This is a genomic window from Planctomycetia bacterium, from assembly GCA_021413845.1.
In the GTDB taxonomy this organism is placed as follows: Bacteria; Planctomycetota; Planctomycetia; order Pirellulales; family PNKZ01; genus PNKZ01.
The window spans coordinates 1-25413 of the sequence record JAIOPP010000037.1; the positions used below are offsets into that span (position 1 = coordinate 1).

Genomic DNA, 25413 nt, shown 5'->3' on the forward strand with positions numbered 1-25413 from the left:
GATCTCCAATTCCGCTTCCCGTAACTTCTGAATGATCTGCTCGACCTGCAAACGCTTCGTGCCCATGATCCCCTCCCTTTTTCAAGTGATGGTCGTCAGTCTACGACTGACGACCGGACTCGTTTAAGGGGGGCAGGTCAACGGAGCGAGCCGTGAAGTTCATCGAACGGAACAAGGATCGACCATTCTTTTTCTATCTCGCGCACTCGATGGTGCATGTGCCGCTGTACGTGAGCGATAAGTTTCGCGGCAAGTCGCAGCAGGGGCTCTACGGCGACGTCTGCATGGAGGTCGACTGGAGCGTGGGGGAGGTTCTCGCAGCGCTGAAAAGACACGGCATCGACGACAACACGCTCGTGATCTACACGAGCGACAACGGCCCCTGGCTCAGCTACGGCGACCATGCCGGGACCGCGGGGCCGTTGCGCGAAGGGAAAGGTACTTGCTGGGAGGGTGGCACACGCGTGCCGACGCTCATGCGCTGGCCCGGCGTGATCCCGGCCGGTTCGACGTGCGACGGCATGCTGATGACGATCGACCTTCTGCCGTCGCTCGCCCAGCTGATCGGCGCGGAGTTACCCGCTCACAAGATCGACGGGCTCGACGTCTGGCCGTTGATCGTCGGGACCAGTGGCGCTCGGAATCCGCACGACGGCTATGCGTTCTACTACGAGCAGAACCAGCTCCAGGCCGTCATGAGCGGCGACGGCCGCTGGAAACTGCAACTACCGCACTCCTATCGAACGCTGGGCGGTCGAGCCGGAGGCAAGGGCGGCATTCCCGCGAAGTACGAGGTCCGCAAGATCGAGAAGCCGGAACTTTACGACCTCGTGAACGACGTGGGGGAAACGACCGACGTCGCCTCGGCCAATCCGGACATCGTGAAGCAACTCGAATCGTTCGTCGAATCGACGCGGGCCGAGTTGGGCGACGCTTTCATGCAGCGCAGCGGAACAGGCTCACGCGAAGCGGGCCGAGTCAGAGAGTCGGAGCAAGGCACGAACGCAAAGTGATCGGCTTCTTCATCTCCGGCTTAGTGTATCCGACGGCCTCCGGCAGTCGTTTTTTTGTTTCGCATCCCCGGGCACACCGGATAAGTTGATTCCGCATACGACCGCCTGTGCGAGGATACGTTGCGCTCCAGCCGGGCCTCCGGCTCGATCGAGGCCGATGCCCTTTCGGAGCGGGGCACACCGGTCGTGCTTGTCGTGTCGACTCTCGCTGCCCGAACTCTTTCACGATCCATCGCCATGCCGAAAACTCTGCTCGCGATCGGTGCCCATTACGACGACTGCGTCTTCGGCGTGCCGGGGCTCATGCTGCAAGCCGTGGCCAAGCACTACCGCGTCGTGAATCTTTCTTTGATCGGCGACTACCAGGGCTGGCCTCCGATCGGCGATCGTCATGCAGAACTCATCGCCGGGACGAAGGAATTGAACTTGAGCTACGGCGTCGAGACGCGCTTTCTCGATTTCAAGTCGCACCGGTTCGATGTGAACGAAACGACGAAGCGGGCCGTTGCACAGGCGGTGGCGGAGATCAATCCCGACGTCGCCGTGATGCTCTGGCGTCACGACCATCACGATGATCACGTCGTCGCGTCGGAGTTGAGCGGTATTGCGCTGCGTTATGCTTCCTCGTTGGTCACTGCGCCGCAGTATCGTCCGCCGCGTAAAATCTACCTCTACGACAACGGGCCGCGACATACGATCGGCTTCGAGCCCGACGTGTTCGTCGATGTCTCGGACGTGTGGCCCCGTGCGATCGAGTGGCTCGGTCGCCTCATGGCATTGGTGCGCAACGAAACCTACGTGCCGGGCGATCCGGATAGCGCACGGCAAACGAAGGAATCACTGGCTCGCTATCGCGGACAAACGTGCGGCGTCAAATACGCCGAAGCGCTGCGAGGCATGAACGTCGAACCGCGCGAGGTACTGTAATCGTCTTCGTAACGGACGTCGTTATCGCCGTCACCACTGCCGAAGCGATCTCGACGCCGGTCTAAGAGGAGTTTTCCCAGTATGCTTGAATCCGTTCCTCAGCTAAGCCGCAGAGCCTTCGTGCGTAACGGCTCACTGTTTCTCCTCGGAGTAGCAACGACCGATCTCCGAGCGGCCGAGGAACGGCCTCGCAAAGTTCGGGTCCCCCAGCTATTCAGAGGCCTAGCGGCGGGACGGATATAGATTCGAGGGGATTCAGTTGCGGGCGTCTTGTCGGCTCACGTCCGATCTGCGATTACCTGCCCAGCCGCTCTATGGAAATCATCCGAGGCCGAGTCCGGATTGTATGGAGGTAATCGCCCTCCACCTCGCGCTTCTGCAATGAAATATGCAATCAAGCGAGCCTTATCATGCTCTGCCGGCGTGAGCGTGTACATCGCGTGAACGGTTGCCCTCAGTCGCTTAGTGATATTGTCCAAACATCCCTGAAAACCGGGGATTATCCGAGCCTTCTGAATGTTGACCCGAAAGATGTTTTCGTACTCTGGAGCGAACTCGGTGGAAGGCAGTCGCTTAATCCGGGGACCCGAGTTTGGGAAGAGGACGTTCAGCAACTCATCCGATTCGCCTCTTATCACGACCGATTCGGCAAATCGTGAAAGAATCATTGATGCCGATTGGTGCAGTTGTGAGTTGGGGATGATCTCAAGCTGCGTGTTCGAGGCATAGCTAATCCATACAGCCTTGGCCTCGAAGTGCCTTTCTTCCAACTCCTCAAAAAAGCGATTGACATCATAGCCGTCGAATCCGCCGTATCCACAGATGCAAACCAGATTCACTGACCGCAAAACCTCTGACCAGTAGTGTTTCGTGTTCGCCTGAAAGCCGTCCCGGATGACTTGGTGCAAGACGCCTTGAAGATGCACTGCGTCAATGTTGCAGTCGCCATGGAATTTGTAAATCTTTGGCTCGCCAATTAAGTTGCCCACATCGAGCGGCACGTCGGTTGACTCAAGCTCGCAAGTCGTGAGAACACGATAAGGCATCGAGTTCAGTTCGATAAACTGGTCGAGATTTGCAGTAAAGTGCGTGCCACCGCGTTCGATATGTCTGCGAAAGTAAGCGTGGAACTCGTTCGGCTGCATCCACGCTTTGCCCGAGTCGTAGATGAATATCTCAGAGAGAAGATTCCAGAACCAATTCACGTCTGCATTCGGCTGCCATGTTTGACACTCTTCAAAGATGACATCGCAAGTCTGCTCAAGCGCCCAGTTATTAAGTGGTGGTAGGAGAGCGCCGATCTCTCCCTGGGTAAGGCTTGAAAAGTTTGAGACGAGCAGCCTGTGAAGTGGATTGCCGAGTGGGAATGACGTCGGCGGCGGATTCGAAATCCCAGCCCCTGTTATGAAAAGTACCTCGGCCTCAGGCAACTCGCGAAGGCGCCAGCGTTCGATCAATTCTTCAACAGCGGAATTCATCAGATGTCCTTTCACGAGTTGCCAGAAAAGCCTTCGAAACGGCCTTGCCGCCCAAACCTGAAAATCAACTCTTGCGAGGGCCCTCTTTTGAGGCTCCATGCCTCATTAAATAGGGCTCAAGTTCGCGCAATAACGTAACATTCTGCGCGATGGCCGAAGCGTTGATGCCACTTCCGCTTGGAAGGCGGTATACCTGCTCGTAGCATCCCTCCGTGTTCGATTGATCATACACATTTACAGTGAGCGAAACTCCCGGAATGTCGTTGCCGTACGTTCCAATTGCAACTTTGATTTTCTTTCCTTCGATCACGATCGTTTCAAATGTATGGGCCATCAACTTCTCATTTCTTTCGCGGTCGATGAAGAATCGTCGAATTCGGAATTTCGTATTATGATGCCGTCTGCGGCGAATCGCCAGTCTCGAAATCTGTACTGACCTAATTCCACGGCGGCGACTTCGCGGTGTTTCGAGCGACTCAGATGTGGCGTCGGTGGTCGCGAGCACGGGGTCGCTATCAGCGTCGGCAGTCCATCCCGAGCGGTATTGCTTACCGGACGAATTCGCACCTCTATTGCATCGGTGACTGAATCGCGATCGTTAGCGAGGATGGGCCGGAGCCGCCGAACAATTCGATGTGTCAACTGGTTCTTCGGTGCTCGACTGCTGTCGCAGCGTGGTGAGCGGGTCGTACCGGTCCGCTACGCGCTCGCCCCATTCCAGTTTTCGATCCAGCTCGCTGTCCTTCTCAATAAACCCCAGCCGTTTTTGGGCGGCGTTGCGGAGGGCATCCAAGTACGATCTCAAATTCCGGCAGCGCGACCATAGGTCAGCTTCGGCAAACAGACCTTCCACCCGCTGCAGTTCTTCTTTACGGCGCTGTTCCTCGAGCCGCTTGCGCTCCGCTTCCTCGTGACGTTGGCGTTCGAGTTCCTCGCGCTTACGGGCCTCGTCGGCATTGATGACCGCGCGGTGACGAAAATGGTCTATGGCACGTAGTATCGCGAGGGGGACGTCAGCCAGGGCATCTTCGATCGTTCGTAGTTTGCCGTCGCGAAAAGTTCTGATCGTGAAAGTCCCGCACTTGTACATCAGATTAAGCTGAAGTTTTCCGGACGGCACGTAGTCGTATTTGTCGACGAACGACAGGTGCGAATACTTCTCCATGCTCTTCCGCTCTTCAGCCGTCGGGACATGAGCTTGCCGCACCGTAGGCTCGCGCAGTCGGATCTGAAAGCTCTCCCCGAGCCCCTTAACAATCGTTCCGCTATGCCGCTCCGCTGCGGGGACCGAGATCTGATAACCTCGCTGCTCCAGTCCCTTGACGAGCGCATCCATGATGCGCAAACCGCGATTCATCTGTTCCTTCCCGACGTGGACGCCGAGGCAATTCTGACCGCCGACATTATAGGGCCAAAGAATCGGATCCCTGTAGAAGGAACGCTCTTTGGAAGCGATGCGCAGACCTTCTTGTGTTCGTTTGATCAGAGGATGGGGTGAACGCAACGAGTCGGAAACGGTGATCGTCTGCTGTTCCTTGGCTTCACGTTCCGCCAGCGCACCGATTTCCGGATCGAAGAAGGTACTCGCCAGCGCCTTGGGATTGTCCTTGGTGCCGTCGCGGCGCGCCTGAACGGTTGGATCGATCGTAATCTTCGCCAACTCCTGATCTCGGCAGGGAGGCAGAGACGGACGGCGAACGATTTTGCCGTTGGCCTTCTTGGCCCAATACCCGACGGGCGGTCTGGGAACATCATGTCGCTTGCACACCTTTGCAAGGCCGACGTCGGAAAGGCCGAACTCCTTGGCGAGACGACTCATCGGAGTCTTCCACACGAGAGCGTAAAGATCCTCGCGCGTAAGCGTCTTGACCGTGCCGCTCTCGCTCATCGTGATCTCCTCGCCTTGCGTTTTTCTCGCACGTTGCGATAAGTACGGAACATCGACCGACGATCGAGCCCGATTGTTGAAATGAGGACTTCCGAATCGGCGGGTCGCGAGCGACGGTCGCGATCGATCCCTCACGGGCTGGCGTTCGAGCCCAACAGTCGCTTCGCTTCCGTCGCTGCGTCGGTGTCGGCATACTCCGAAACGATTCGACGCAGCAGCTTCTCGCCGGAGCTCTTGTCCCCTTTTTCAAGAAATTCTCCGGCAAGCCGAAGATGGTTAGCGGCGATCGCGGGCCTGTTCTTTGAAGAGGCCTCCCGTTGTTGGCGTTCAATTTCAGGCTGGAGCCGCTTGAGGTTCTCTTGGCGCTGCTTCTCCTGACTTCGACGCTCGGCATCCTTGTCTACCGGCTCCGACATGTTCGATGCCAAGCGATTCAACGCATTGGCCGTCGCGGCATTCATATGCACCGGCTGTCCGTTAAGCTCGCAATAGGTTAGCTCCCATTGGCTCCCGTCGTAGCTGAGATTCGCCTTCCAGGGATAAGTGTGTGTGCCGCCGAGGGGGTTCTTAGCTTCAACGGTCCCGAAGATCCAACATACGCTCCCGTCGTCGTTCAGTTGCGGTGCATTCGACAACGAGAAGGACGCATCCAAGGGATACTTCAGAGACTTCTCAATACGATCTTGAGCAATAGTGATCGCGGTCGCGAGATCGGACTCCGCCGCCGACTTCTTCGCGTCGCGTTGCGTTTCATCGGCTCGCTCCACGGCTTGCTGCTTGCTTTCGGCGTCGAGTTGTTGTCGGCGCGCCGTCTCTTCGGCGAGTCGGTTAGTTCGTTCCAGCTTGCAGCGGTCGGCAAGCCGCTGAGCCTCGGGAGAGGTGTATGCCATTGAGAGCTCGCTCTCGACGCCCTTTCGCACCCAGGTCTCCGCCTCCTGTTGGTTTCTTTGCGTGAGGTGGTATTCGACGATTCTTCGTAACGGCTCGCGTTTATCCGCATCGCTTAAGTAGAAGTACGTCGCTTCATAGATTCGGACGGCCTCGTCGTGGCTTCCGGCGACATAGATCTCGTCGGCGCGACTGAGCCGAGACGATGCCTGGGTCCACTGGTAGCCGAAGTACCCGACCGTTGCCGCGATCAGCAACATACCGATGCCGGCACCCTTTGAAATGCGCGATGGCTTACTCATGCTCCACCCTTACGGCAAAAAAGAAGCAGCGTCGAATCGAACCGTTCCGTTGCCCGCGTCCGGGAACTTTTGGAAACGCTGGAGCACTGGAAGCTCACTTGATAGGCGACGTCCAGCCGTCCCCACGTTGGCCGAAGTCCTATCTCAGGAATGCGACTACAAGATAACAGCCCTGCACACCAATGTCGCCAAGTGTTGCCAGCGCCTCAGCCGCGTTACAAGTCTTTTGTTACAGCTCGAATTTGGGACGTGGCTGGTCGCGAATCGGCTGCCCTTAGATCCGTTCCCCGATCAGGACGGGCATTCGCTCTGAGCGGGTCATGATCTTGAAGTAGTAGGTCGAGGGCTCGACGAGCATATAGGCCGCAGTCGCGCCGCCAGCCTCGGCGATCAAGCCACGGATCCCCTGCCGAATCGGAAACCAGATCCCGTTCCGAATACCTGCGGTCGCGGGGATGACGGCTTCCTCGGCGCCATAGACCGTCCACTCCCCGGCCTCGACGGTTGTGAGCCACGTATAGCCGCTCCTGGGCAGCGTCCCGGCACGGCAACCCCAAGGAACGATCAACGTCTGCCCTTCGTGTCGCACCGGGAGCACGGCGTTGCGAACCTGCCGAGCGAAGCGAAACTCCCGCTCGCCGCCCCGCTCGTGGACGAGCTTCGACAGCTCATACCGCTCGATGAGTTCCAGCGGCAGTTCGGAGTAAGCGACGGCGATCCCATCCATCAGAAGCACGTCTTTCCGTGGATGTCGCAGATCTCGAACGAGTGGGCATCGTCCGCATAGATTTCCTCGAGGGGAAGTGTGGCCGCGCTGCGGACGGCGAACCGGCCGTGGCGCTCGTTGACGGCGTGCATGAGGTCCAGGATTCGGTCGTCGTTGCGGCGCGGCTGATCGAACAAACTCAGCTGCCGCGAGCCCGGGTACTGAAGCTCGGAGGCGATGTGGTGCATCCGATACAGGTTGCCGGGGAACTGCATCCGTTCCCACATCACCTTCACGCCACTGAGCAGCACGTCGAAGCGGCAGGTCGGCGCGTCGAAGCGGACAGAGGACGAGCGATCGGGGCCGTCTTTGTATTCGAGGGTGAGCGTGAGCTTGCCGACCATCAGGCCGTGATAGTCGAGCGTCTCGATAAGACGCTCCAAGTTGCGGACGAGCCAAGCCCACTGCACGGCCGGATCGGGCGACGGCTTTCCGATCGAGCCGCCGCGCGAAACCATCTTGTGCAATGGCCGTTGTGTTTGAATCGGCATCGTCCGCTCGCCGCGAAGTTCGTAGCAGAGCTTTTCGCCGACGACGGTCAGGAGACGCCGGATCAAGGCGGGCTGCGCCGAAGCGAAGTCGAGGCACGTCACGATGCCGTAGCTGGCCAGCTTCGTGGCGCTGCGATGGCCGACGCCGGTGATGTCCGACGCCGAGCGTTTGGCCAAGAGATCGCGTTCGGCTTGCTCGCCGACGAGCGCCAGCGCACCGAAGGGCTTGGCCGTATCGGACACCAACTTCGCGAGCGTCTTCGTGCGAGCGATCCCGATCGTGACCGGAACTCCGACGCGCTGCAGGATCTCGCGCTGGATCTCTTGGGCGAAGCGTTCCGGCTGCGGGTCTTCGACGGAGAGAAAGAACTCGTCGATCGAGTAATACTCCACGCACGGAGACCGCTCACGGACGATGGCCAGCATCTCCCGGCTCACGACTTCGTACCAACGGAAGTCTCGTTTGACATAGAGCCCCTCGGGGCACTTCACTGCCGCCTCCCAGATCGGCTCGCCCGTCTTCACCCCTTTGGCCTTCATCTCGTAGCTCTTGGCGATCACGCACGCGCCCTGGTTTCCTAACACGCCGACCGGCTTCTCGCACAGGAACCCGTTGCGGACCCTTTCGGCCGAGACGTAGAAGCAGTCGGCGTCGAGATGGGCGATGAGCATGACAACCTCTTGGCGCGATCGAACGGCGCTGGTACTGTACGTCTGTCACCTATGTGTCGCCAGCCGAAAGACTCGTAGGCTTCCCGCCATGTGCGGACGTTTCACCCTGCGCGCTCGCGTCAACGACATCCTTGCGGAATGGGGCTACGAGCACGCGCTGGAGTATGCCGAGCGCTACAACATCTGCCCCTCACAACAGATCCCGATCGTGACCGGCGATCACACGGCGAAACTCGTGAAGTGGGGACTCGTTCCCGCCTGGGCCGACGACGCGAAGATCGGCAATCGGCTCTCGAATGCCCGGGCCGAGACGGTCGCCGAGAAGCCTGCGTTCCGCAACGGGTTCAAGAAGGGGCGTTGCCTGGTCGTCGCCGATGGGTTCTACGAGTGGAAGAGCGTCGACGGGAAGAAGCAGCCGTATTTCATTCGCTTGAGGAGCGATGAGCCGTTTGCCTTTGCCGGGCTGACCGATCGCTGGACCAAAGGAGAGACGCCGCTGGAGACCGCCGTCATCATTACGACGGAAGCGAACGCGCTGATGGCACCGATCCATGATCGGATGCCCGTGATCCTATCGCGCGAGGCTCACGAGCTCTGGCTCGATCCGGAGTTCCAGGGGAAGGAGCAGTTGCTCGGGTTGCTACGGCCCTACGCCGGCGACGAGATGATCGCGACGCCGGTCAGCACGGTCGTCAACAGTCCGAAGAATGAATCGCCGCAGTGCATCGTGCCCTTGAACTCGCTCTGAGCAAAACGATCTCGCGTAGAACCGAGGCGAAAGGACTGTACGTACAGGTGGCGAATAGCAGAAGGACCGGCATCGATATTCTTATTCGAGGTTGAAACGCATGGTCAAGATTCCTTCTCGGAAGTTTTCCACGACCAAGAAGAAGATCGCTTCCAGGGGCTTCTCGAAAGCGATGGCGAAAATCCCCTCGCGAGGATTTGCCAAAGGGACCGCCAAGATCGTGTCCCGAGGATTCGCCAAGGCGCCGAAAGCGGCGAAGAAGCCGGAGGCTCCGGCGCTCCTTGAGCGTCCTGCCGACGCCAAGGCCCGTCAGGAACGTGTCGCCGCCCTGAAGGCTCAGGCGAAGCTGAAGCCTGCCAGCGAGCTGTAGATCGGCCTGCTGCTTGTCCACCCACTCGACGACGATCCCGTCACGAGCGACGTCCAGCTACGACCACTCGCATTTCTTCCAAGCACGGCCTATCGCATCTGCGGCCGTGATCCTATTGCATGTCTAGGGAATTAGAACGCGGTCTTGCTCGAATACGAAAAAAGCGACGCCCGGCGATTGCTCGCAAGGCGTCGCTTAGTTTGCAATAATTATCGCGAGGCAGTTCGCTAGTAACCGGTCGGGGCTGGATCTGCCTTGCCATACGGAGCTCGCTCGGCGGCTGGGACGGGCTTGGCTCCGGAGATCGGATCCTCGCTCAAAAGCACCTTGAGAGCACGACGCGCCGGAAACGCATGATGCCAACCCTTCGACTTCGTGTAGAAGGCGATCGGGTAAACGCTCGTTCCCGGATAGGGCGTGCAACTGATGAAGATCGATTCCGGAAGGTTTCCACCGGTACCGGTGTAGCCCATTTTGAAAACCCAGCCCTCGTAGCGGCGGGCCCAACCATTCGCCTTCAACTTGATCGTCCGCGAGTATTGGCCGCTCAAAGTCACGAACTTGAAGGTGTCTTCCGCCGGATCGTAGTGCCGCAACCAGACCTCCGCGGTTTCGTCCGCGGAGTTCAGTGCGACCGCACCGGTGTTGCGCGTATCCAACGCCGGAAACAGTTCATCTACGCTTACGTATCCCCAGTCCTTCAGCGAAACCTCGGAAGTGGAGGTTTCGCCCGCTGGGGTCGTCGCATCTTCGGCAAGTGCCCCCTGCGGAGCCACCGCTAGGCACAAGCCCAACACCGCGATCATGAGTCTTTCGAACATCTGCATCCCCTTTCAATTCCGACGAACTACTCGACGAACTTGCTAAACAGTCGGTCGTCGACTCTTCGACTGAGAGGGTGGCGATCACGTGATCGTCAATCCCTCTATAAGGAGCCAGATGAAGTCGAAGTTCGCGAAACCATGGTTCCGAACTGCGCCGTGCGCAACACCATATTTCATGCAGACTTATGCCACGAAAACCTCTCTATTTTTTCCTTCTGCTGCGCAATGCCGCAGCTTAGATCCTTTTCCCTGTAAAATCTCGGACGTCAGGGATGACAGAGGCTCGGCATGAAGTTCAACGCGATCAGCGACGGGCGCAAGCGTCTAGTGCAGCCGCAATGTCGTTAGCCGAACGCGATTCACTCACTTACGGATTTCAACATGCGAGCGCGGAAAAAGTTCACAGAGCTGAGAGACCGCTGTCAGCAGATCACGGATTGGGGCCATGGCAGGCTGATGAGATTTTGCGGCGGCGACGAGAAACTCGTCGACCGCATCGAGAGCAGCTGCGAGTCGCTTCTCTCGAACAAAGAAGGACTTGATCTTAAGGAACTCGCCTGCCTCGTAAACGCAGCATACGCACGCCGCGCCGCCTATGATCGCGAACGACGAGCGCAAAAAGGCGTTATTGAATTTGACGAAACACGCGACGGCAACGAAGAGATTGTCACGAATGACGGCGCTCCTGTTATTTATGAATGTTACGATCGCCTCCAAAAGCATTTGCTAACTTCAGCCAAATGGTTCTCTACGCCACCGCAAGTGCGCACGTTGCGATTGGCCCTGCGCGCGAAGGAATTCGGGTTCCTTCGCTATGCGAAGATATGCGAAGGCCGTACCGAGGCAAATGCAGGCAAGAAGTATCGACGAGGGTCGGTTCGCGCTATTGCTGGACTAGCTTTCGTACTTTGTCACGATTGTCCCGCAGACCTCGACATTATGTTCAGTTACTCTCTCGCGGACTTCGTTCCGTACCGCCCCGCGGTATTGCAGTGGTTCGACTCTCATGTCGCCTATGTCAGAGCAAACCATCAACGACTGGATATTAGCTTGGCGAGGCTAGACGTAGGATTTGCAAGCCTTTGGGAGCGAGCCAACAAGACGTTTCAGGATACCTATTGTCAAAGCAGTCGTCCTGGTCACGACTATCGGATGAGTTTAAGCGCTTTAGCGATGTTGATGGCATCACGATGGCTTGGTTCGCAGCTAGGTCGCGAGTTCAAGAGTTCACTGGTCGGGTGGGAAAAGAATGGACTCCTGGAAGATGCCCAAGTAAAACGACAGCTTGCCGCAATCGGCGACTATTGTGGTGAACACTCGATGCATCAGGATCTGCTTCGGGAAGAAAGGTCGCTTCGGTATGAGCTAACGGCGGCAGCGATGTTCATGTGCGGCGATCGCTGTGGCAAGTTGGGTATGTCTCCTTTGGTCGGCAGCAATTCGGATTCAATTCTGAAATGGGTTGAAGCGAAGAAGCCGAAGGCGTTTAACGGCGTCGTAGGCTATGTCGATGCATTCTTAGTGCGGGCGCCGTATCACAACGAAAGTACAGCAAGAATGATGCTGCAATGGACCAAAGCATCTATGCAGTTTCGAAATTGCATTTCGAGCGAAGTAATCGCGAAGCTGGTAAAAACCCTGACGGAAGATCGTACCGGTTGGGGTGGCGAACGTTTCAACTTGAAAGAAGAGCTCGGGCAAACGTTGAAGATATTGGAGGCTAATGCCTGAGAGCCGATCACCATTGCTTCAACATGGCTCGCGAGTTCAAGGGCTCGCACGGCGAGGAGCGCGAGAAACATTATCTGACAGTGAGAGCATGGCCGACATGCAATTCGTGGCGATCGCCAATACGTTGCTCCGCAAGGCGGGGACCGCGTCGTGACGGATGAGGTCTCGGCGTGGCGTGATCGCGTGCTAGCCGTACGCGATGCTAAGAAAGCGTCGGCCGCTATCGAGCAGCGTCGGGAGCAGCTGTCGCCTACGGCCGGTGGATGTCGGTTGAGCCCGACATTGGTAAACTATGGGCCGATCACCAGAATCGCTAGGAGTTGAACATGACCCGCGAGCCGATGAACAAGCAAACGGTCAAAGCCGAGTTGGGACGTAACCCCAGCCTTGGTGTAGTTGCCGATGAGCTTTTGAGGATACAGCCCAAAGCGACGCTATTTGACCTAGTTGACGAGATCAGCCTAAAAATCGACCAGCAGAAAGGCGAGGCTTCGGAGTTAGAAAAACTACTTGCAGACGCGGAGGCGCTAAAGGCCAAGTATGGCGAGTCATTGGTCCTTGACGACGACAGCACAAGGCCGAACGACCCGCGCGGTTAATTTGGCCGAATCATGCTGGTGTCTGGTGCGCCCCGCTAGTCCTCCGCTGACAGAGCTCAGGGAAACCAGAGCCCTCGGCCGTTAGCCGAGCACTCAAGGCTCGTAGCGAAGTCTTGAGTGCCATTACGACGCGTGGCCAATGTGCTGGTTGGGGATCTCCAAGATCTCCCGCCGCCGTCCCAAAGGTATCACCGAGAGTATCACAAAAGGTATCACCTCGATGAAACCCTCTGAGGGTATCACCGAGGTGATTCTGTAAGTCATTGTCGCATAACGACTTAATTAGTGGAGCGAAAGGGAGTTGAACCCTCGACCTCTGCATTGCGAACGCAGCGCTCTCCCAACTGAGCTACCGCCCCAGGTTCGGTTTCGATCCTCTTCGGCGACCTTGCGCTTCCGCGGGATCGAGCTTGAGGAGAAGCAATTGTAAAACGTCCGAGGCGCGTTGTCAAAGTGGGGCGGCGACGCGCCTGGCGATGGTCCGTGCCGTGCGAATCTCCTTGCGTGGGAGCCGGTCAAGCGCTAGTTTTACGCTGCGACGTTCCGTTTCGCCCCTGCTAGGTCGAAGGCATCGTCGGCGACGCACATGCACGCCCCGAGCTCTTGCATCCTGAAAATAAATTCTATCATGGCAAAAGACGAACCACTGCCGCCGTCACGAGATCGAGTGCCAGCGCCGCCGAGCAAACCGATCGGCGCGTATGGAGGTTCGAGCTCGCCCGCGTCGGCGAAACCGGTGACCGCGGCTCCTGCGACAGCGACTTCCGGAGCGGCTAAGCCCAACGTGCCGGCTGCGGCGACGAAACCCGTCGGCGCGAAAGGGGGGCCGCCGGAGAATGTGCCTCGGCTCGTTTCGCTCGATGCGTTTCGGGGCTTCATCATGCTCGCGATGGCTTCCGGCGGGTTGGCGCTCGGCAAGGTGCTCGCGAATCTCGATGCCGCCGGCATCGATCCCGACTCGACGCAGCGCGAGGTCATCGCGTTTCTCGCGCAACAAACCGATCACGTCCCTTGGGTCGGCGGCGTGTTTTGGGATCTCATTCAGCCGGCCTTCATGTTCATGGTCGGAGTCGCGCTGCCGTATTCTTATGCGCGCCGCGCGGCCCACGGCGAGTCGTACGTGGTGCGGCTTGCGCATACGTTGTTGCGCTCGCTCATTCTAATCATGCTCGGCGTGTTCCTTAGCAACCCGACCGGCGACTCCGACCGCGGCTATGCGATCACGAACTTCACCTTCGTCAACGTCCTTACGCAGATCGGGCTCGGCTATACGTTCGTCTTTTTCTTCGTCAATCGCGGGCTCATCGTGCAAGCGACCGCGATTGCGTTGTTGCTCGGCGGTTGGTGGTATGCGTTTTATCAACATCCGCTGCCGCCCGAAGATTTCGATTATCAAACGGTCCTCACGGCGAAGGACTACGACAATCGCGAGGTCCTCATCTTGCCGGGAATGCTCGGTCACTGGTCGAAGAACGCGAACTTCGCGGCCGACATGGATCGGAAGATTCTCAACGCTTTCCCGCGCAATGCCGATCGTCCGCAACGTGCGCAAGAGACCGAGGCCGAATACGAGCGTCGGCGGCAGAATCCGTTTCGGTTCAACGACGGCGGCTATACGACGCTCAACTTCGTGCCGTCGATCGCGACGATGCTGCTCGGCCTGATCGTCGGCGAGTTGTTGCGCGCGAACTCCACTTCCGGTAAGAAGCTGAAGCAAATGCTGATCGTCGGCGCGGTCTGCTTGGCGCTTGGTTTAGCGGCCGGCTACACGGTTTGTCCGATCGTGAAACGGATTTGGACTCCCTCTTGGGCCTTGGCGTCGGGAGGGATCGTCGTCTGGATGTTGGCGCTGTTCTATCTCACGTTCGATCATTGGAACATGCGCCGCTTGGCATGGCCGCTCGCGGTCGTCGGCATGAACTCGATCGTGATTTATCTGATGGCGCAACTGATGAAGGGCTGGACTCTAGCGGCGTTGAAGACGCATCTCGCGTTTCCTTATGCTAAGTTCGCCGGTTGGATGACGGAGCGCACCGGCAGCGCTTGGAGCCCGACGCTGTTCGGCGGCGCGGCGAGTTCGTTTACGCCGTTTTACGAAAGCCTGGCGGTGCTGTTCACGTTTTGGCTCATCTGCGTCTGGCTTTGGAAGCAGAAGATTTTCGTCAAAATTTAGGGGGGCAGTGGTCAGTGGCCGGTTGCCAGTGGTCAGTTGCGGAGAACTTGCGCCGAGTCTCTCTCTTCAACTGGTCACCGACCACTGACCACCGACCACTCTTCTTTATTCCAACCTTCCGCCGCGGACGCTTACCACATCCGGCTTCGGGAAGTCTTTGGGAACTTCCGTCAGCGTGACTTTGCCGGTGGCGGCCCATTCGCTGCCGCGCAGCAAGGTCGTGATGAAGCCGACGCAATGCATCGACTCCGGGCTGTGTCCCATCGGCGTGTGGAAGACGCGACCTTTGCCGTAGCCGACGGTGAAGATCATCGGTTCGTTTTCGCCGCTGCCGCCGGTCGCCGGATCGGCGAACGCGGTCGCGAGCACGTCGATCTCTTCCGCCGGGCCGCGTAGCTTGTCGTAGAGCTCGTCTTGCGCGTGCATCCAAGATAGAGGGAGGCCGGCGGTGATCGGATGTTCCGCGTTGCGCACGACGATCTGAAACGGATGCTGCTTGCCGTGATGGCCGCCGGAGCCCTTCTCGGTATCGCGCACGATCTTCCCTTCGCGAAAGCGAACGTAAGGGCCGCTCGCTTCGTTGCGGCCTCCCCAGCCGCCGAGGCCGATCATCCGATTGTATTCGGGCCACTTCGGAAACGAATTGTTCGCGGCATGGATGACGGCCAAGCCCCCGCCGCCGTTCACGTAGTCGACGAGGTCTTGCTTTGCCTCGGCCGACCATTCGTCGCCGTTGTAGTTGAGCAGCACGACATCGTAGTTCTTGAACGCCGGCCGGAAGCCGCTCATGTCTTTCTTCCCCTCGGGCGACGTCGCGACATCGACCGTGAAGCGTCCCGACTCGGTGAGATACTTCTGCATCACCGGCGTCGTGGCTTTCCAGCTATGGTTGTTCTGGCCGTCGACGATGAGGAGCTTCAGCTTACCGTCGGCCTTCGGAGCATCGGCGGCTTGCGCAACCATCGCCATCAGGGCGAGCGGAATCAAAGCGAATAACGAAAAGCGTGGCATAGCAGAGGATCTCCGTGAGAGGGCGAGCTGCGAGGGCGGGGAGCGAAGCGTAAGCCGAACGAGAACGCATCGGCTGCGACGAGGCCATTGTGGACGACGGTGATCGACTAGGGAAGCATGTCGCGCACCGTAATCGCGCCGACTTTCATTCCGTCGAGCACGACGTCGACCGATTGCTCGGCGGAGAAGATGTCCACGGATTCATAGCACGCCGGCTGTTCGCTCGCCGCCGCGATCGGTCGACGATATACCTCGAGCTTCCGCTCCGGCAAGTTCACGATCCAGTATTCGGTAATTCCTACGGCAGCATAGATGCGCTGTTTTTCGGATCGATCGAACGCCAGCGACGTGTCCGCGACCTCGACGACGAGGAGCAACTCCGTTGGTCCGGGATGATGTTCCAGATAGTCGCGATAGCCGCCGCGAGCGACGTAGACATCCGGCTGCGGTTCGCTGGTTGCCGTGGTGACTGCTTGTTGACTCCATACCGACGATGCCGCCGGAATGATGCGGTCTAAAGCTTTACGTGTTAGCTCGACGACTGCCCCATGTTGGCTACCGATAGGAGTCATCATCTCGCAAATAACTCCTTCCAGAAGTTCGACGCGATCGGTTGCTTTGAGAACTCCCGTATCGATCAGGCGATGGTACTCATCGACGGTGAAGCGATGAACCAGCGGTGCCGTCGGCGGTGAATGGACCGCCGACGGCACGAAGGTAACGGGAGCGATGGTCGAAGGAGTCGGCATCGTGCTCATAGCGAACGACCTGTCAAACAAGGGACGTAACCAAACTTCGGCAGTTGAAAACCTATCCCAAACTCACCGTCACGGTTTTCGATTCCGTGTAGGCGTCGAGTCCGCGTTCGCCGAGTTCGCGGCCCATGCCCGACTGTTTGAAGCCGCCGAACGGGGCGGCGGCGTCGAACACGTCGTAGCAGTTGATCCAGATCGTGCCGGCGCGAATCTTCGCGGCTAAGTAGTGCGCCTTTTGAATGTCGCGCGTCCAGACGGCCGCGGCCAAGCCGAAGCTCGTGGCGTTGGCGCGGCGCGCGATTTCATCCAGGTCGTTGAACTTCAAGACCGACATGACCGGGCCGAAGATTTCTTCCTTGGCGATGGTCATGTCGTCGGAGACGCCGGCGAACAACGTCGGCTCGACGTAGAAGCCGCGGTTGCCGAAGCGCTTGCCGCCGGTGATCAGATCGGCCCCTTGCTCTTTGCCGAGATCGATATAGCGCATGATCTTGTCGAATTGTTCCTTGTCGATCTGCGGGCCTTGCTCGGTCGCGAGGTCGAGCGGGTCGCCGAGCTTGCGCGTATGGTTGATCGAGGCGAGCCGGTCGATGAACTTGTCGTAGATCTTTTCTTGCACGAAGAGCCGGCTCCCCGCGCAGCAGCATTGCCCTTGATTGAAGTACAGCCCGAAGTGCGCCCCGGCGATCGCGGCATCGATATCGGCATCGTCGAAGACGATGTTCGGGCTCTTGCCGCCGAGTTCGAACGTGAGCCGTTTCAAGGTTTGCGAAGCGTCGCGCATGATGATCCGAGCGACTTCGCCGGAGCCGGTGAAGGCGATCTTATCGATGTCGGGATGCTTCACCGTCGCGGCGCCGGCGGTCGGGCCGTAGCCGGGAACGACGTTGATCACGCCGTCGGGAATGCCGGCTTTTTGAGCGAGCCGCGCCATGCGCAAGCATGTCAGCGGGGTTTGCTCGGCGGGTTTCATCACCACCGTACAACCGGCGGCGAGCGCCGGTCCCCACTTCCAAGCCACCATGAGCATCGGGAAGTTCCACGGAATGATCTGGCCGGCAACGCCGACCGGTTCGCGCCGGGTGTACGTGAAATAGTTGCCGCGCACGGGAATCGTTTGGCCGTGGATCTTGTCGGCATAGCCGGCGTAGTAGCGAAGGCAATCGATGGTCAGGGGAAGGTCGGCGGCGCGGGCATCGCGAAACGGCTTGCCGTTGTCGAGCGATTCCAAGGCCGCGAGCTCATCGATCTCCGCTTCGATCAGGTCGGCCAGCTTGTACAACAGCCGGCCCCGATCGCGAGCGTCCATCTTCGACCACGGGCCTTGCTCGAACGCTTTGCGGGCCGCCTTCGCCGCGAGGTCGATATCTTCCGCTTGTCCTTCGGCGACTTGAGCGATCACTTCTTCCGTGGCGGGGTTATGCGTGTCGAACGTCTTGCCGCTTACCGAGGGAGTCCAGCGACCGCCGATGAAGCATTCGGTTTGTCGAATCTCGGGGACCGCGATCGTCGTGGATTTTTCTGCCGTCGCCATAGCTAACCTCCGGGTCGGGGCGGATGCGTGAAGGAATGCGAGTGCGCCGCGATGCTGCGCAAAGAAAAAGCCCGACAGGCTTTCGGGGCGTGCGCCGGTCGTACGCGGCAAGATTATTGTACCGCTCGCGCGGTGCCGCTGCCAATCGACGACAGCCCCACCGAAAGGTGCGATGAAATACGACGCGGGATTCTCGCCGCCCCGCTGCGTATTCGCACGGCAATGCCAACAGCCGGCAGAAGCCGGCCGGTCCGGCGACGATCGTCGCCTTTAGCCGGAACGCGTTAGCGTCCGGTCCTACGCGCGGCTCAGCTAAAAAGCCGGCGAGGGCTGCTTGCTTAATACGCTCCGCGGCGGCTCAACACGCTGAGAGGCGTGCGAAGCAACAGGCCGAGGTCGACCGTGAGCGATTGGTTGTCGACGTACCAGAGGTCGAGCTTGACCCATTCCGCGAAACCGATCTCGCTCCGACCGCTTACTTGCCAGAGGCAGGTCAGGCCCGGCTTCACCGACAAGCGGCGGAACTGTCCGGCTTCATAACGAGCGACTTCTTTCGCGATCGGCGGTCGTGGGCCGACGAGCGCCATGTGGCCCATCAACACGTTGAACAGTTGCGGCGTCTCGTCGATGCTGAACGAGCGAAGCAAGCGGCCGATGCGGGTGATTCGCGGATCGCGGCGGTTCTTGAAGATCGGGCCGTCCTTCTCGTTCTTCACTTCGGCTTGCACGGCGAGCGCGTCGAGCCGCATCGTACGGAACTTGTACATCGGGAACATGCGCCCCCGATGCCCGACGCGCTCCTGGCGAAAGATCGCTCGGCCGCGGGTCGTGACCATGAGCGTCAGATAGGTGACGAGCATCAAGGGGCCGAGCAGCGCGAGCAGCGCCAGCGCCCCGACGATGTCGCAAAGCCGCTTCGCGGTTAGATAGCCGAGCGATCGGTTGCCGTCTGCTTCGACGAGCAACTTCCCTTCAAGCAGCCAACCGGCAAGGTCAGGCATCGGCGTTCCGAAAGCCCAACCTCCCGTCATGAACACGTCGGCCGGGGGCGCGAACGACCGCTCCTGCGATGCGGCCGCAAGTTGGGCTGCCGAAGGGGAACTCGTGGCGAGCGTAGGTGTTTGCGTGCCGTAACTCATGATGCAGTTCTCGCGGGATCCGGAACGACTTGCTTGTGATCGGGGCGTGCCGTCGTAAAAAGCAAAGTGGGTGCCGGGAGTACCGCAAGGAACGGAAACGGCTGCGAAAGAACGAGCGCTAACGACTTCGTTGCCAGAGACTTAAGAAGAGACAAAGCCGCCTGCCGACGGCCGCAAGCCGGGCTGGCGATGGGGACTTTGCGAAACATCGATGATGCCGCGCGGCAACATGATGCCGCAATGCGGCAGCGCGAGGCACGTCGTATCGAGGGGGGTCTGTAACGGTTGTGCCGATCGTAGCGGCGCAAGCGACGCCGAACGGGGTCGAGGGCAACATGGCAAAATGATCCGGTAACGACCGTTGAGCACGGCAAGGATAAAACGCGGAACTTGCGACTTATTGCGCGACGATGACCCTATCGGGAACTTCGGCTGCGCTAGCGGCGCGTCGAAGTCGAGAAGCGTACGAAGCGGGCATGATGGATCGATGCGGATTTCGGCTGGCGAGCGTCGGTCGAAAAGAGATCGTTGGTAAGGAGACCGTGGTGAAGAGAATCTTCTTTGCACTGACCGCCGTTTGCTTCGCTGCTGCGGCCGGCGAATCGCACGCCCAATACCAGCAACCTTATTCGCGCTACGCGCAGCCTCAACAGGCCCGAGCGAATCCGCAAGCGGCTCGTCCGGCTTACGGCGTGCAGCAGACGGCGATGCGGCCGGGCACGAACACGTATGCCGCTTCCCCGGCGACCGCCTATGCACTCAAGCCGGTGAATCCTCCGTCGCCGGCGACGCAGCGTTTGCTGATGGCGAACCGTACGCAGCCGACACCGGCTCCCGCTCCGGTTGCCCCGGCGGCTCCTGCTTCGCAAGCGCGCTCGAACGTCCGCCTTCCGGCTTCGCCGGCGGCGCAGAACTGGAACGCTCCCCCTTACGCCCAGTACGACACCGGAGCGGCGTATGGATCGGGTTCATTCGGCGGCGGCGGCTCTATGGGTGCTGCTCCGATCGGCCCGCAGCCTGATCCGAACGTGAGCGGCGGACCCGTCGGCGACGGCGGTGCGGCTCCTTGCGACGGCGGACAATGCGGCGGCGGTGGTTGCGGGATCGGGGGCTGCTGCGGTCTCGGAGCACTGCGCGGCTGCTGCTGTCTCGGCGGCGGCGGGCTCTGCCAATCTTGCTGCCTTCGCACCACCGGCGACCTCGTGCAGCACATGCCGTTCTTCGGCACGACGCACGGCTACTACTACTTCCGTCCGTACCATGTGATGCACGTCTTCTCGCAACAAGAGTTGGCGACCCGCTGGGGCGGCGATCCGCGGAATCCGTACGACAACACGATGTTCCAACGGACCTACGAAGCGATGGGGGTCGATGCGGCCACGCAAAAGGCTCGCGAAGAAGCCGCGGCGAAAGCGAAAGCCGCCGGACTCGCCGACCCGCCGGTTACCATTCCGGACTACACCGCTCCCGGCCACACGATCCCGACTCCGCTGCCGGGCAACTACCAAGGAACGATGCCTTATGGCGCCGGCCAGTTCGCCCCGGGAAGCGTGCAGCAGGGCAATATGTATCCTCAAGGGGGCGGCTTCCCAGGAGGCGCCATTCCGCAAGGCGCGATGCCGAACGTCCCGGGCCCATCGATCGAATACGTGCCGAATCGCTAAGAGTGCGGCATACATTGTCCGAGGCGAGCGGGGGCAGTCATGACCCCGTTTCTGCGCACGTCGGAGACGTTTTCCGCTTCGCGCACCGTTAGCTGAAGTAAACCTTCTCGGCGGTCTTCGTCAGCAAGTGCTTCCGATCGTCGGCGCTGAGAAAGTCGAGCCGCTTCAAGACGAGGTCGACCGAATCGCGGTAGTTGTGTTCCGTCGTGATCTGGAACGGGCAATCGCTGGCCCACATCAAACGCTGCGGCCCGAACGTCTCGCAGAGGAGTCGGATCATCGGCCCGAGATCGAGATAGGGGGGCATCTTCTTGCCGAGCGCGTAGAAGGCCGAAACCTTCACGTAGGTGTGCTTGTGTCGCGCGAGGCGGCAGAGCTGCGCGAGCTCGGAATCGGCGATCGTGCCCGTCGCTCCGATCCGTGCGAAGTGGTCGATCACGACCGGCGTCTCGGGAAACTTCTCGCAGAGCTTGTCGACCGTCGGGAGCGCGTTCGGATTGATCAGCAAGCACATCTTGAGGTCGTCGTCGGCACCGGCGCGCCACATTGCATCCATGCTCGGCGAGTTGAAGTACGACTCCGGCGGCGCATCGCCCGGCGCGAGTCGGAAGCCGCGGACCCCTTGCTTCGCGAGCTCGCGCATCTTCGCGGCGACGTCGGGCTGTTCCCGATCGATCACGGCGACTCCGGAAAACACGCCGGGATGCTCGCGCATGCAGTCGAGCATGTAGGAGTTGTCGTACTTATAGAAGCTCATCTGGATCAGCGTGATCCGGTTCACGCCGCACGGCTTGGCATGGGCCAAGAGCTCGGCGGGCGTGAACGACGCCGGCTTCATATCCGCAGGCTTGAAGCCCGGCGCGAGCGGATACTTCTTCACGTCGGGAGTCCAAACGTGAACATGCGCGTCGATGAAGCCGTCCAAAGGTTTCGCTCCAGAGGTCGTGGTCGTGGCTTTCGCAGCCGTGCCGGTCGCCGATGGCTTCGGTGGTTGAGCCGCGGCATCGGTGCCAAGGCCCGCCGCAGCAAGACCCAGCGCACCTGCACCGACGGCGCGAAGCGCATCGCGGCGCGTGAAACGAGGTTCCTCGGAAGCAGACTCTTCGGCACGGATGTTCATCGCAGCATGCACAGTCGGGGGTGGATCGTACGAGCGGATACCATGCCGCGAAACCAGTGTTCGCGGGCTTTCTTCGCGAGTTCTCATCAGGCCGTCTTAGACTACGCTTACACGAACTTCGTCGCCCCCGGGATCGCGATCTTCGGTTCCGGCATCGGGCCCCAAGCGTAAGTCGCCGGCGTCATGTTCTCTTGGCTGTTCATCGCCTGTTCCCAAGTGATCTTCTTCGCCGTGTAGCTCGCCATGCGTCCCATGATCGCCAGCATCGTGCTGCGGGCCATGTATTGCGTGTTGTTGATGATGTTGCCCGAGCGGAGGCCGGCGAAGAGCTCGTCGTGCTCGGTTTGATGCATCGTGTTCTTCGGGCCTTTGTAGCGCCAGGTGGTCTTGCCGTCGCGCGTGGCAACCGTCGGCTTTTCCAAGAGGCAATTCGCTTTCGAGCCCATCACATACGTGCTCACTTCGCCGCTGACCCCTTCGATTTGGCAGCTATTGAAGAACACGCGCACGCCGCCGGCGTATTCGTAGACGACCGCGTGGTGGTCGAAGATGTTGCCGCGTTCGGCACCGAGCCGCGATTGCAAACCGCCGAGCGAAGTGCAAGAGATCGGCGGCTCGTCGTTCATTACCCACGCGGCCTTGTCGAGGCTGTGGATCGCTTGCTCGACGATGCCGTCGCCCGAGAGCCAAGTGTAGTAGTACCAATTGCGGAGTTGGTATTCCATGTCGCTCCAGCCCGACTCGCGCTTGAGCATCGGCCACTTCGGCAAGCCCGGCGTGTTGTACTGCGCATGCACGGCGATCGTCTCGCCGATCGCCCCTTCGCGCACTTGCTCCATCGCGCCTCGCACGCCGAAGTCGTAGCGCCAGCACAGGCCTGAGACGACGGCGAGATTCTTCTTCTTGGCTTCTTCGCCGGCGGCGAGCACTCGATGGATGCCGAGCGCATCGACCGCGACCGGCTTCTCGGCAAACACATGCAAGCCGGCCTTCACGGCATACTCCATGTGTTCCGGTCGGAAGTGCGGCGGCGCGGCCAGCAGCACGACGTCGATGCCCGAGTCGCAAACCTTTTTGTAGTTGTCGAAGCCCGTGAATTGGCGCTCGGCCGGCACATCGATCTGCTCGGCGATGGGAGACTTCTTCAAGTTCTCCAAGCTCGATTTCAGCGCATCGGGAAACGCATCGCCGACGGCGACGAGCTTCACGTTCTTATCCGCCTTGAGCGCTTGCGCGGCCGCTCCGGTTCCGCGTCCGCCGCAACCGACCAAGCCGACCTTGAGCACATCGCTTCCGGCCGCGTGTGCGCTGCGGGCGATCGACAGTTCGCTCGCGATCGCACCGGCGGCGACAATCGCTCCGCTCGACTTCATGAACTCGCGACGGGACGAAGCGGAACTATCGGAAGAACGCGCAGGACTGCTCATCGCAAACCTCTTCGGTTTTTGGGGGCGTGATGGATCGAAGGCGGGGATCGAGCCTCTGCGCACAGCTCGCCGCAAAGCGACGAAGCGCGCCGAAAAGCTCGACCGGAAAGGGCTTCCCTATCTTCGGAGATCAAGGGCTCGCTGTCAAAGGTTTGCCGGCGGCTCCGGAAACGAAGCGAGGCTCGGACATTTTGACGTGTACGAGCCTCGCCGTGATATTTCGAAGTTGGGGGGCGGGCTTATTCGCCCGTATCCACATCCCACCACCACTGCCCTGGCTTAAGGTTTTGGAGCGAGACTTGTTTGCGGGCTTGGGCGATCTTGCCTTCTTGGTCTTCGAGTTGGTTGTCGGTGGCGAGTGCTTGGCGTGGTTGGATGGTAACTCCGCCGGCGACGGGGGTGAGAAGTCGATTCCCCTTCCAGACGCTGGTCACGACGGTGTCGACCTGGACGGGAGCGGTGTAGGTCTGGATCGGGAACTTCTCTTCGCTCAGGAAGGTCGTCATCGGCCGCTCGGTTTTGCCGTAGTAGTCGTGCTGCTGCATGAAGGCGGCGGCGACGGTGAGGTCGATGAGGTTGCGGAGCTGCGCGTAGATCGGCTTCCGCGCGGCGAGCTCGGCGTACTTGGCCGTGAAGGCGGTGGTGAACAAGAGGCTGGCGCGATTCTTCTCGCCGGCCGCGACGGAACGCTTGCCGTCGGCCAACACGACTTCCTTCTCGTCGACCAGCTTCACGCCGTCGCCGACGAGTTCCATCGCTTGTCCGTCTTCCGAGACGCGGACGCATTTGTAATCGGGGACGAAGAACCAGCGGAACAAGGCGTTCCGGGCCATGCTCGGGTCGGCCTTGTCGATGAAGGTGGTCATCTTGACTTGCGGCGGCTCGAGCCCGACGCCGATCAGCTTCATGCGATAATCGGCTTCGACCAAGACCTGCGCGAAGTGGGTCGTGGGCGCGACTCCCATGATGCGGACGGTTTGCAAGCCGAGGTTGGTGCGCAAGCCGTCGACGATGAACTGAGTGTCGTTCGGCGTGGCTTGGCCGCCGAGATTGCGGAGGAACTCCTGCATCCGCTGGAGCCCTTCCTGCGTCGGGTCGATCGAACAGCCGACGACCGGTCCGCCGTTTTGTCCCGGAGCGTAGGCCCGCATCGCGGCGACGAGATCCTGCAACTCCAGCACCGGTCGACCGGTCGTGAGTCCGATGGTCCGTCCGGAGAGATCGTCGACCCAGCCTTCGGCGGGCCCGGCGATGACGATGTCGCCCGAGTCGGGATAGCAGAAGACGTACTTGATGCGGGTGAGGCCGGCGAGGTACTTCATTTCATCGGTCGGCTTGCGATCATTCGCGGCTTGGGCCTCGACCGCTTGCTCCAAGCGCGTGATCGAGACGTAGCGGAGCTTGCTGCCGACGGCCAAGTTGCCCGGTCGAGCCGCTTTGGCGCTCTGCACCTGAGCCCGCATCAATTCGCCGGTCGGGTCCGTCACCGTGTGCATCCGCAACACGCCGTTCGCATCCACGATCACGCCAGCAGCGGCAGCTCCACCGCCACCTTGACCAAGCGCGTCGGACGAAGATACCGCGACTAGCGCAATGCCCGAGAGCAAGAGCGCGAGAGCGTGAATCGGATTGCGTCGCGAAAGCATGACCGTGATTCTCTGTGATCGTTGATTGCGAGTCGTTTCGAGAGGCCGTGGTTCAGGGAGCAAGGCCTTACGAACCGACAAGGGTCGACCTGGGCCTTAAGTAACTGTGGCTGTGGAGATCGTTAATCCCACCACCACTGCCCTGGCTTAAGGTTTTGGAGCGAGACTTGTTTGCGGGCTTGGGCGATCTTGCCTTCTTGGTCTTCGAGTTGGTTGTCGGTGGCGAGTGCTTGGCGTGGTTGGATGG

21 protein-coding genes, 1 tRNA gene and 1 pseudogene are annotated in these 25413 nt (G+C 59.9%); 8 read left to right on the forward strand and 15 right to left on the reverse strand.

Translation table 11 applies throughout. The annotated features are described in order from the left end of the window. Positions 1 to 140: 140 nt before the first annotated feature. Both K8U03_07730 and K8U03_07735 read left to right on the forward strand, forming a co-directional pair. Positions 141 to 1013, forward strand: a pseudogene (locus tag K8U03_07730) (sulfatase-like hydrolase/transferase). Positions 1014 to 1250: 237 nt separating this feature from the next. Further along, the gene (locus K8U03_07735) at positions 1251 to 1940 is read left to right on the forward strand and encodes a PIG-L family deacetylase (protein ID MCE9604776.1); all 690 of its coding nucleotides are present in this window, start codon (positions 1251 to 1253) and stop codon (positions 1938 to 1940) included. A gap of 278 nt (positions 1941 to 2218) precedes the next feature. On the opposite strand, the gene K8U03_07740 is transcribed toward K8U03_07735, so the two are convergent. The 6 genes from K8U03_07740 to K8U03_07765 all read right to left on the reverse strand — a co-directional run bounded on the left by K8U03_07740 (position 2219) and on the right by K8U03_07765 (position 8425). Next, positions 2219 to 3418 (reverse strand): hypothetical protein, encoded by a 1200-nt coding sequence (locus tag K8U03_07740; GenBank protein MCE9604777.1) that lies wholly within the window; start codon positions 3416 to 3418, stop codon positions 2219 to 2221. Positions 3419 to 3482: 64 nt separating this feature from the next. Continuing rightward, positions 3483 to 3752 carry a hypothetical protein gene (locus tag K8U03_07745; GenBank protein ID MCE9604778.1) on the reverse strand — a complete coding sequence of 90 codons (270 nt, stop codon included), beginning with the start codon at positions 3750 to 3752 and terminating at the stop codon, positions 3483 to 3485. 264 nt (positions 3753 to 4016) lie between these two features. Then, positions 4017 to 5306 (reverse strand): hypothetical protein, encoded by a 1290-nt coding sequence (locus tag K8U03_07750; protein MCE9604779.1) that lies wholly within the window; start codon positions 5304 to 5306, stop codon positions 4017 to 4019. Positions 5307 to 5437: 131 nt separating this feature from the next. Beyond that, the gene (locus K8U03_07755) at positions 5438 to 6496 is read right to left on the reverse strand and encodes a hypothetical protein (protein MCE9604780.1); all 1059 of its coding nucleotides are present in this window, start codon (positions 6494 to 6496) and stop codon (positions 5438 to 5440) included. 274 nt (positions 6497 to 6770) lie between these two features. Further along, complete coding sequence (locus K8U03_07760) at positions 6771 to 7223, reverse strand: hypothetical protein (GenBank protein ID MCE9604781.1); 453 nt, start codon at positions 7221 to 7223, stop codon at positions 6771 to 6773. Further along, entirely contained in the window at positions 7223 to 8425 is a 1203-nt protein-coding gene (locus K8U03_07765) for a nucleotidyltransferase (GenBank protein MCE9604782.1), read from the reverse strand. Before K8U03_07765 ends, K8U03_07760 begins: the two co-directional genes overlap by 1 nt. A gap of 88 nt (positions 8426 to 8513) precedes the next feature. Here K8U03_07765 and K8U03_07770 point away from each other — a divergent pair, with 88 nt between their 5' ends. Both K8U03_07770 and K8U03_07775 read left to right on the forward strand, forming a co-directional pair. After that, entirely contained in the window at positions 8514 to 9173 is a 660-nt protein-coding gene (locus tag K8U03_07770) for an SOS response-associated peptidase (protein ID MCE9604783.1), read from the forward strand. Positions 9174 to 9273: 100 nt separating this feature from the next. Further along, positions 9274 to 9543 (forward strand): hypothetical protein, encoded by a 270-nt coding sequence (locus tag K8U03_07775; GenBank protein ID MCE9604784.1) that lies wholly within the window; start codon positions 9274 to 9276, stop codon positions 9541 to 9543. A gap of 227 nt (positions 9544 to 9770) precedes the next feature. Here K8U03_07775 and K8U03_07780 read toward each other — a convergent pair whose 3' ends face one another. After that, on the reverse strand, positions 9771 to 10364 hold the full coding sequence (locus tag K8U03_07780) for a hypothetical protein (protein MCE9604785.1): 594 nt from the start codon (positions 10362 to 10364) through the stop codon (positions 9771 to 9773). Between the two features lie 384 nt (positions 10365 to 10748). On the opposite strand from K8U03_07780, the gene K8U03_07785 reads away from it, so the two are divergent. Continuing rightward, the gene (locus tag K8U03_07785; GenBank protein ID MCE9604786.1) at positions 10749 to 12098 is read left to right on the forward strand and encodes a hypothetical protein; all 1350 of its coding nucleotides are present in this window, start codon (positions 10749 to 10751) and stop codon (positions 12096 to 12098) included. Positions 12099 to 12424: 326 nt separating this feature from the next. After that, the gene (locus tag K8U03_07790) at positions 12425 to 12697 is read left to right on the forward strand and encodes a hypothetical protein (protein MCE9604787.1); all 273 of its coding nucleotides are present in this window, start codon (positions 12425 to 12427) and stop codon (positions 12695 to 12697) included. 286 nt (positions 12698 to 12983) lie between these two features. Here K8U03_07790 and K8U03_07795 read toward each other — a convergent pair. Beyond that, a tRNA-Ala gene (locus tag K8U03_07795) sits at positions 12984 to 13056 on the reverse strand. Between the two features lie 377 nt (positions 13057 to 13433). Here K8U03_07795 and K8U03_07800 point away from each other — a divergent pair. Further along, positions 13434 to 14870 (forward strand): DUF5009 domain-containing protein, encoded by a 1437-nt coding sequence (locus tag K8U03_07800; protein MCE9604788.1) that lies wholly within the window; start codon positions 13434 to 13436, stop codon positions 14868 to 14870. Positions 14871 to 14975: 105 nt separating this feature from the next. On the opposite strand, the gene K8U03_07805 is transcribed toward K8U03_07800, so the two are convergent. The 4 genes from K8U03_07805 to K8U03_07820 form a co-directional block, all read right to left on the reverse strand. After that, a complete protein-coding gene (locus K8U03_07805) occupies positions 14976 to 15881 on the reverse strand; it encodes a ThuA domain-containing protein (GenBank protein MCE9604789.1) in 906 nt (301 codons plus the stop codon). A 107-nt stretch (positions 15882 to 15988) separates the two neighbouring features. Next, positions 15989 to 16639, reverse strand: coding sequence for a Uma2 family endonuclease (locus tag K8U03_07810; GenBank protein MCE9604790.1), 651 nt, complete (start codon positions 16637 to 16639; stop codon positions 15989 to 15991). A gap of 52 nt (positions 16640 to 16691) precedes the next feature. Continuing rightward, the gene (locus K8U03_07815) at positions 16692 to 18170 is read right to left on the reverse strand and encodes an aldehyde dehydrogenase family protein (GenBank protein ID MCE9604791.1); all 1479 of its coding nucleotides are present in this window, start codon (positions 18168 to 18170) and stop codon (positions 16692 to 16694) included. A gap of 338 nt (positions 18171 to 18508) precedes the next feature. After that, positions 18509 to 19309 carry a sugar transferase gene (locus tag K8U03_07820; GenBank protein ID MCE9604792.1) on the reverse strand — a complete coding sequence of 267 codons (801 nt, stop codon included), beginning with the start codon at positions 19307 to 19309 and terminating at the stop codon, positions 18509 to 18511. Positions 19310 to 19785: 476 nt separating this feature from the next. Here K8U03_07820 and K8U03_07825 point away from each other — a divergent pair, with 476 nt between their 5' ends. After that, positions 19786 to 20973 carry a hypothetical protein gene (locus K8U03_07825; GenBank protein MCE9604793.1) on the forward strand — a complete coding sequence of 396 codons (1188 nt, stop codon included), beginning with the start codon at positions 19786 to 19788 and terminating at the stop codon, positions 20971 to 20973. Between the two features lie 88 nt (positions 20974 to 21061). Here the strand turns inward: K8U03_07825 and K8U03_07830 are convergent, their stop codons facing one another. From K8U03_07830 to K8U03_07840, 3 genes are all read right to left on the reverse strand, one after another. Continuing rightward, positions 21062 to 22093 carry an amidohydrolase family protein gene (locus K8U03_07830; GenBank protein MCE9604794.1) on the reverse strand — a complete coding sequence of 344 codons (1032 nt, stop codon included), beginning with the start codon at positions 22091 to 22093 and terminating at the stop codon, positions 21062 to 21064. Positions 22094 to 22200: 107 nt separating this feature from the next. Continuing rightward, the gene (locus K8U03_07835) at positions 22201 to 23520 is read right to left on the reverse strand and encodes a Gfo/Idh/MocA family oxidoreductase (GenBank protein MCE9604795.1); all 1320 of its coding nucleotides are present in this window, start codon (positions 23518 to 23520) and stop codon (positions 22201 to 22203) included. 239 nt (positions 23521 to 23759) lie between these two features. Then, complete coding sequence (locus tag K8U03_07840; GenBank protein MCE9604796.1) at positions 23760 to 25166, reverse strand: DUF1598 domain-containing protein; 1407 nt, start codon at positions 25164 to 25166, stop codon at positions 23760 to 23762. Positions 25167 to 25413: the final 247 nt, after the last annotated feature.

Coding starts and splice junctions, on each gene's coding strand:
- K8U03_07735 (MCE9604776.1), top strand. CDS start 1,251: ATGCCGAAAACTCTGCTCGCGATCGGTGCCCATTACGACGACTGCGTC.
- K8U03_07740 (MCE9604777.1), bottom strand. CDS start 3,418: ATGAATTCCGCTGTTGAAGAATTGATCGAACGCTGGCGCCTTCGCGAG.
- K8U03_07745 (MCE9604778.1), bottom strand. CDS start 3,752: ATGGCCCATACATTTGAAACGATCGTGATCGAAGGAAAGAAAATCAAA.
- K8U03_07750 (MCE9604779.1), bottom strand. CDS start 5,306: ATGAGCGAGAGCGGCACGGTCAAGACGCTTACGCGCGAGGATCTTTAC.
- K8U03_07755 (MCE9604780.1), bottom strand. CDS start 6,496: ATGAGTAAGCCATCGCGCATTTCAAAGGGTGCCGGCATCGGTATGTTG.
- K8U03_07760 (MCE9604781.1), bottom strand. CDS start 7,223: ATGGATGGGATCGCCGTCGCTTACTCCGAACTGCCGCTGGAACTCATC.
- K8U03_07765 (MCE9604782.1), bottom strand. CDS start 8,425: ATGCTCATCGCCCATCTCGACGCCGACTGCTTCTACGTCTCGGCCGAA.
- K8U03_07770 (MCE9604783.1), top strand. CDS start 8,514: ATGTGCGGACGTTTCACCCTGCGCGCTCGCGTCAACGACATCCTTGCG.
- K8U03_07775 (MCE9604784.1), top strand. CDS start 9,274: ATGGTCAAGATTCCTTCTCGGAAGTTTTCCACGACCAAGAAGAAGATC.
- K8U03_07780 (MCE9604785.1), bottom strand. CDS start 10,364: ATGTTCGAAAGACTCATGATCGCGGTGTTGGGCTTGTGCCTAGCGGTG.
- K8U03_07785 (MCE9604786.1), top strand. CDS start 10,749: ATGCGAGCGCGGAAAAAGTTCACAGAGCTGAGAGACCGCTGTCAGCAG.
- K8U03_07790 (MCE9604787.1), top strand. CDS start 12,425: ATGACCCGCGAGCCGATGAACAAGCAAACGGTCAAAGCCGAGTTGGGA.
- K8U03_07805 (MCE9604789.1), bottom strand. CDS start 15,881: ATGCCACGCTTTTCGTTATTCGCTTTGATTCCGCTCGCCCTGATGGCG.
- K8U03_07810 (MCE9604790.1), bottom strand. CDS start 16,639: ATGAGCACGATGCCGACTCCTTCGACCATCGCTCCCGTTACCTTCGTG.
- K8U03_07815 (MCE9604791.1), bottom strand. CDS start 18,170: ATGGCGACGGCAGAAAAATCCACGACGATCGCGGTCCCCGAGATTCGA.
- K8U03_07820 (MCE9604792.1), bottom strand. CDS start 19,309: ATGAGTTACGGCACGCAAACACCTACGCTCGCCACGAGTTCCCCTTCG.
- K8U03_07825 (MCE9604793.1), top strand. CDS start 19,786: ATGATGGATCGATGCGGATTTCGGCTGGCGAGCGTCGGTCGAAAAGAG.
- K8U03_07830 (MCE9604794.1), bottom strand. CDS start 22,093: ATGAACATCCGTGCCGAAGAGTCTGCTTCCGAGGAACCTCGTTTCACG.
- K8U03_07835 (MCE9604795.1), bottom strand. CDS start 23,520: ATGAGCAGTCCTGCGCGTTCTTCCGATAGTTCCGCTTCGTCCCGTCGC.
- K8U03_07840 (MCE9604796.1), bottom strand. CDS start 25,166: ATGCTTTCGCGACGCAATCCGATTCACGCTCTCGCGCTCTTGCTCTCG.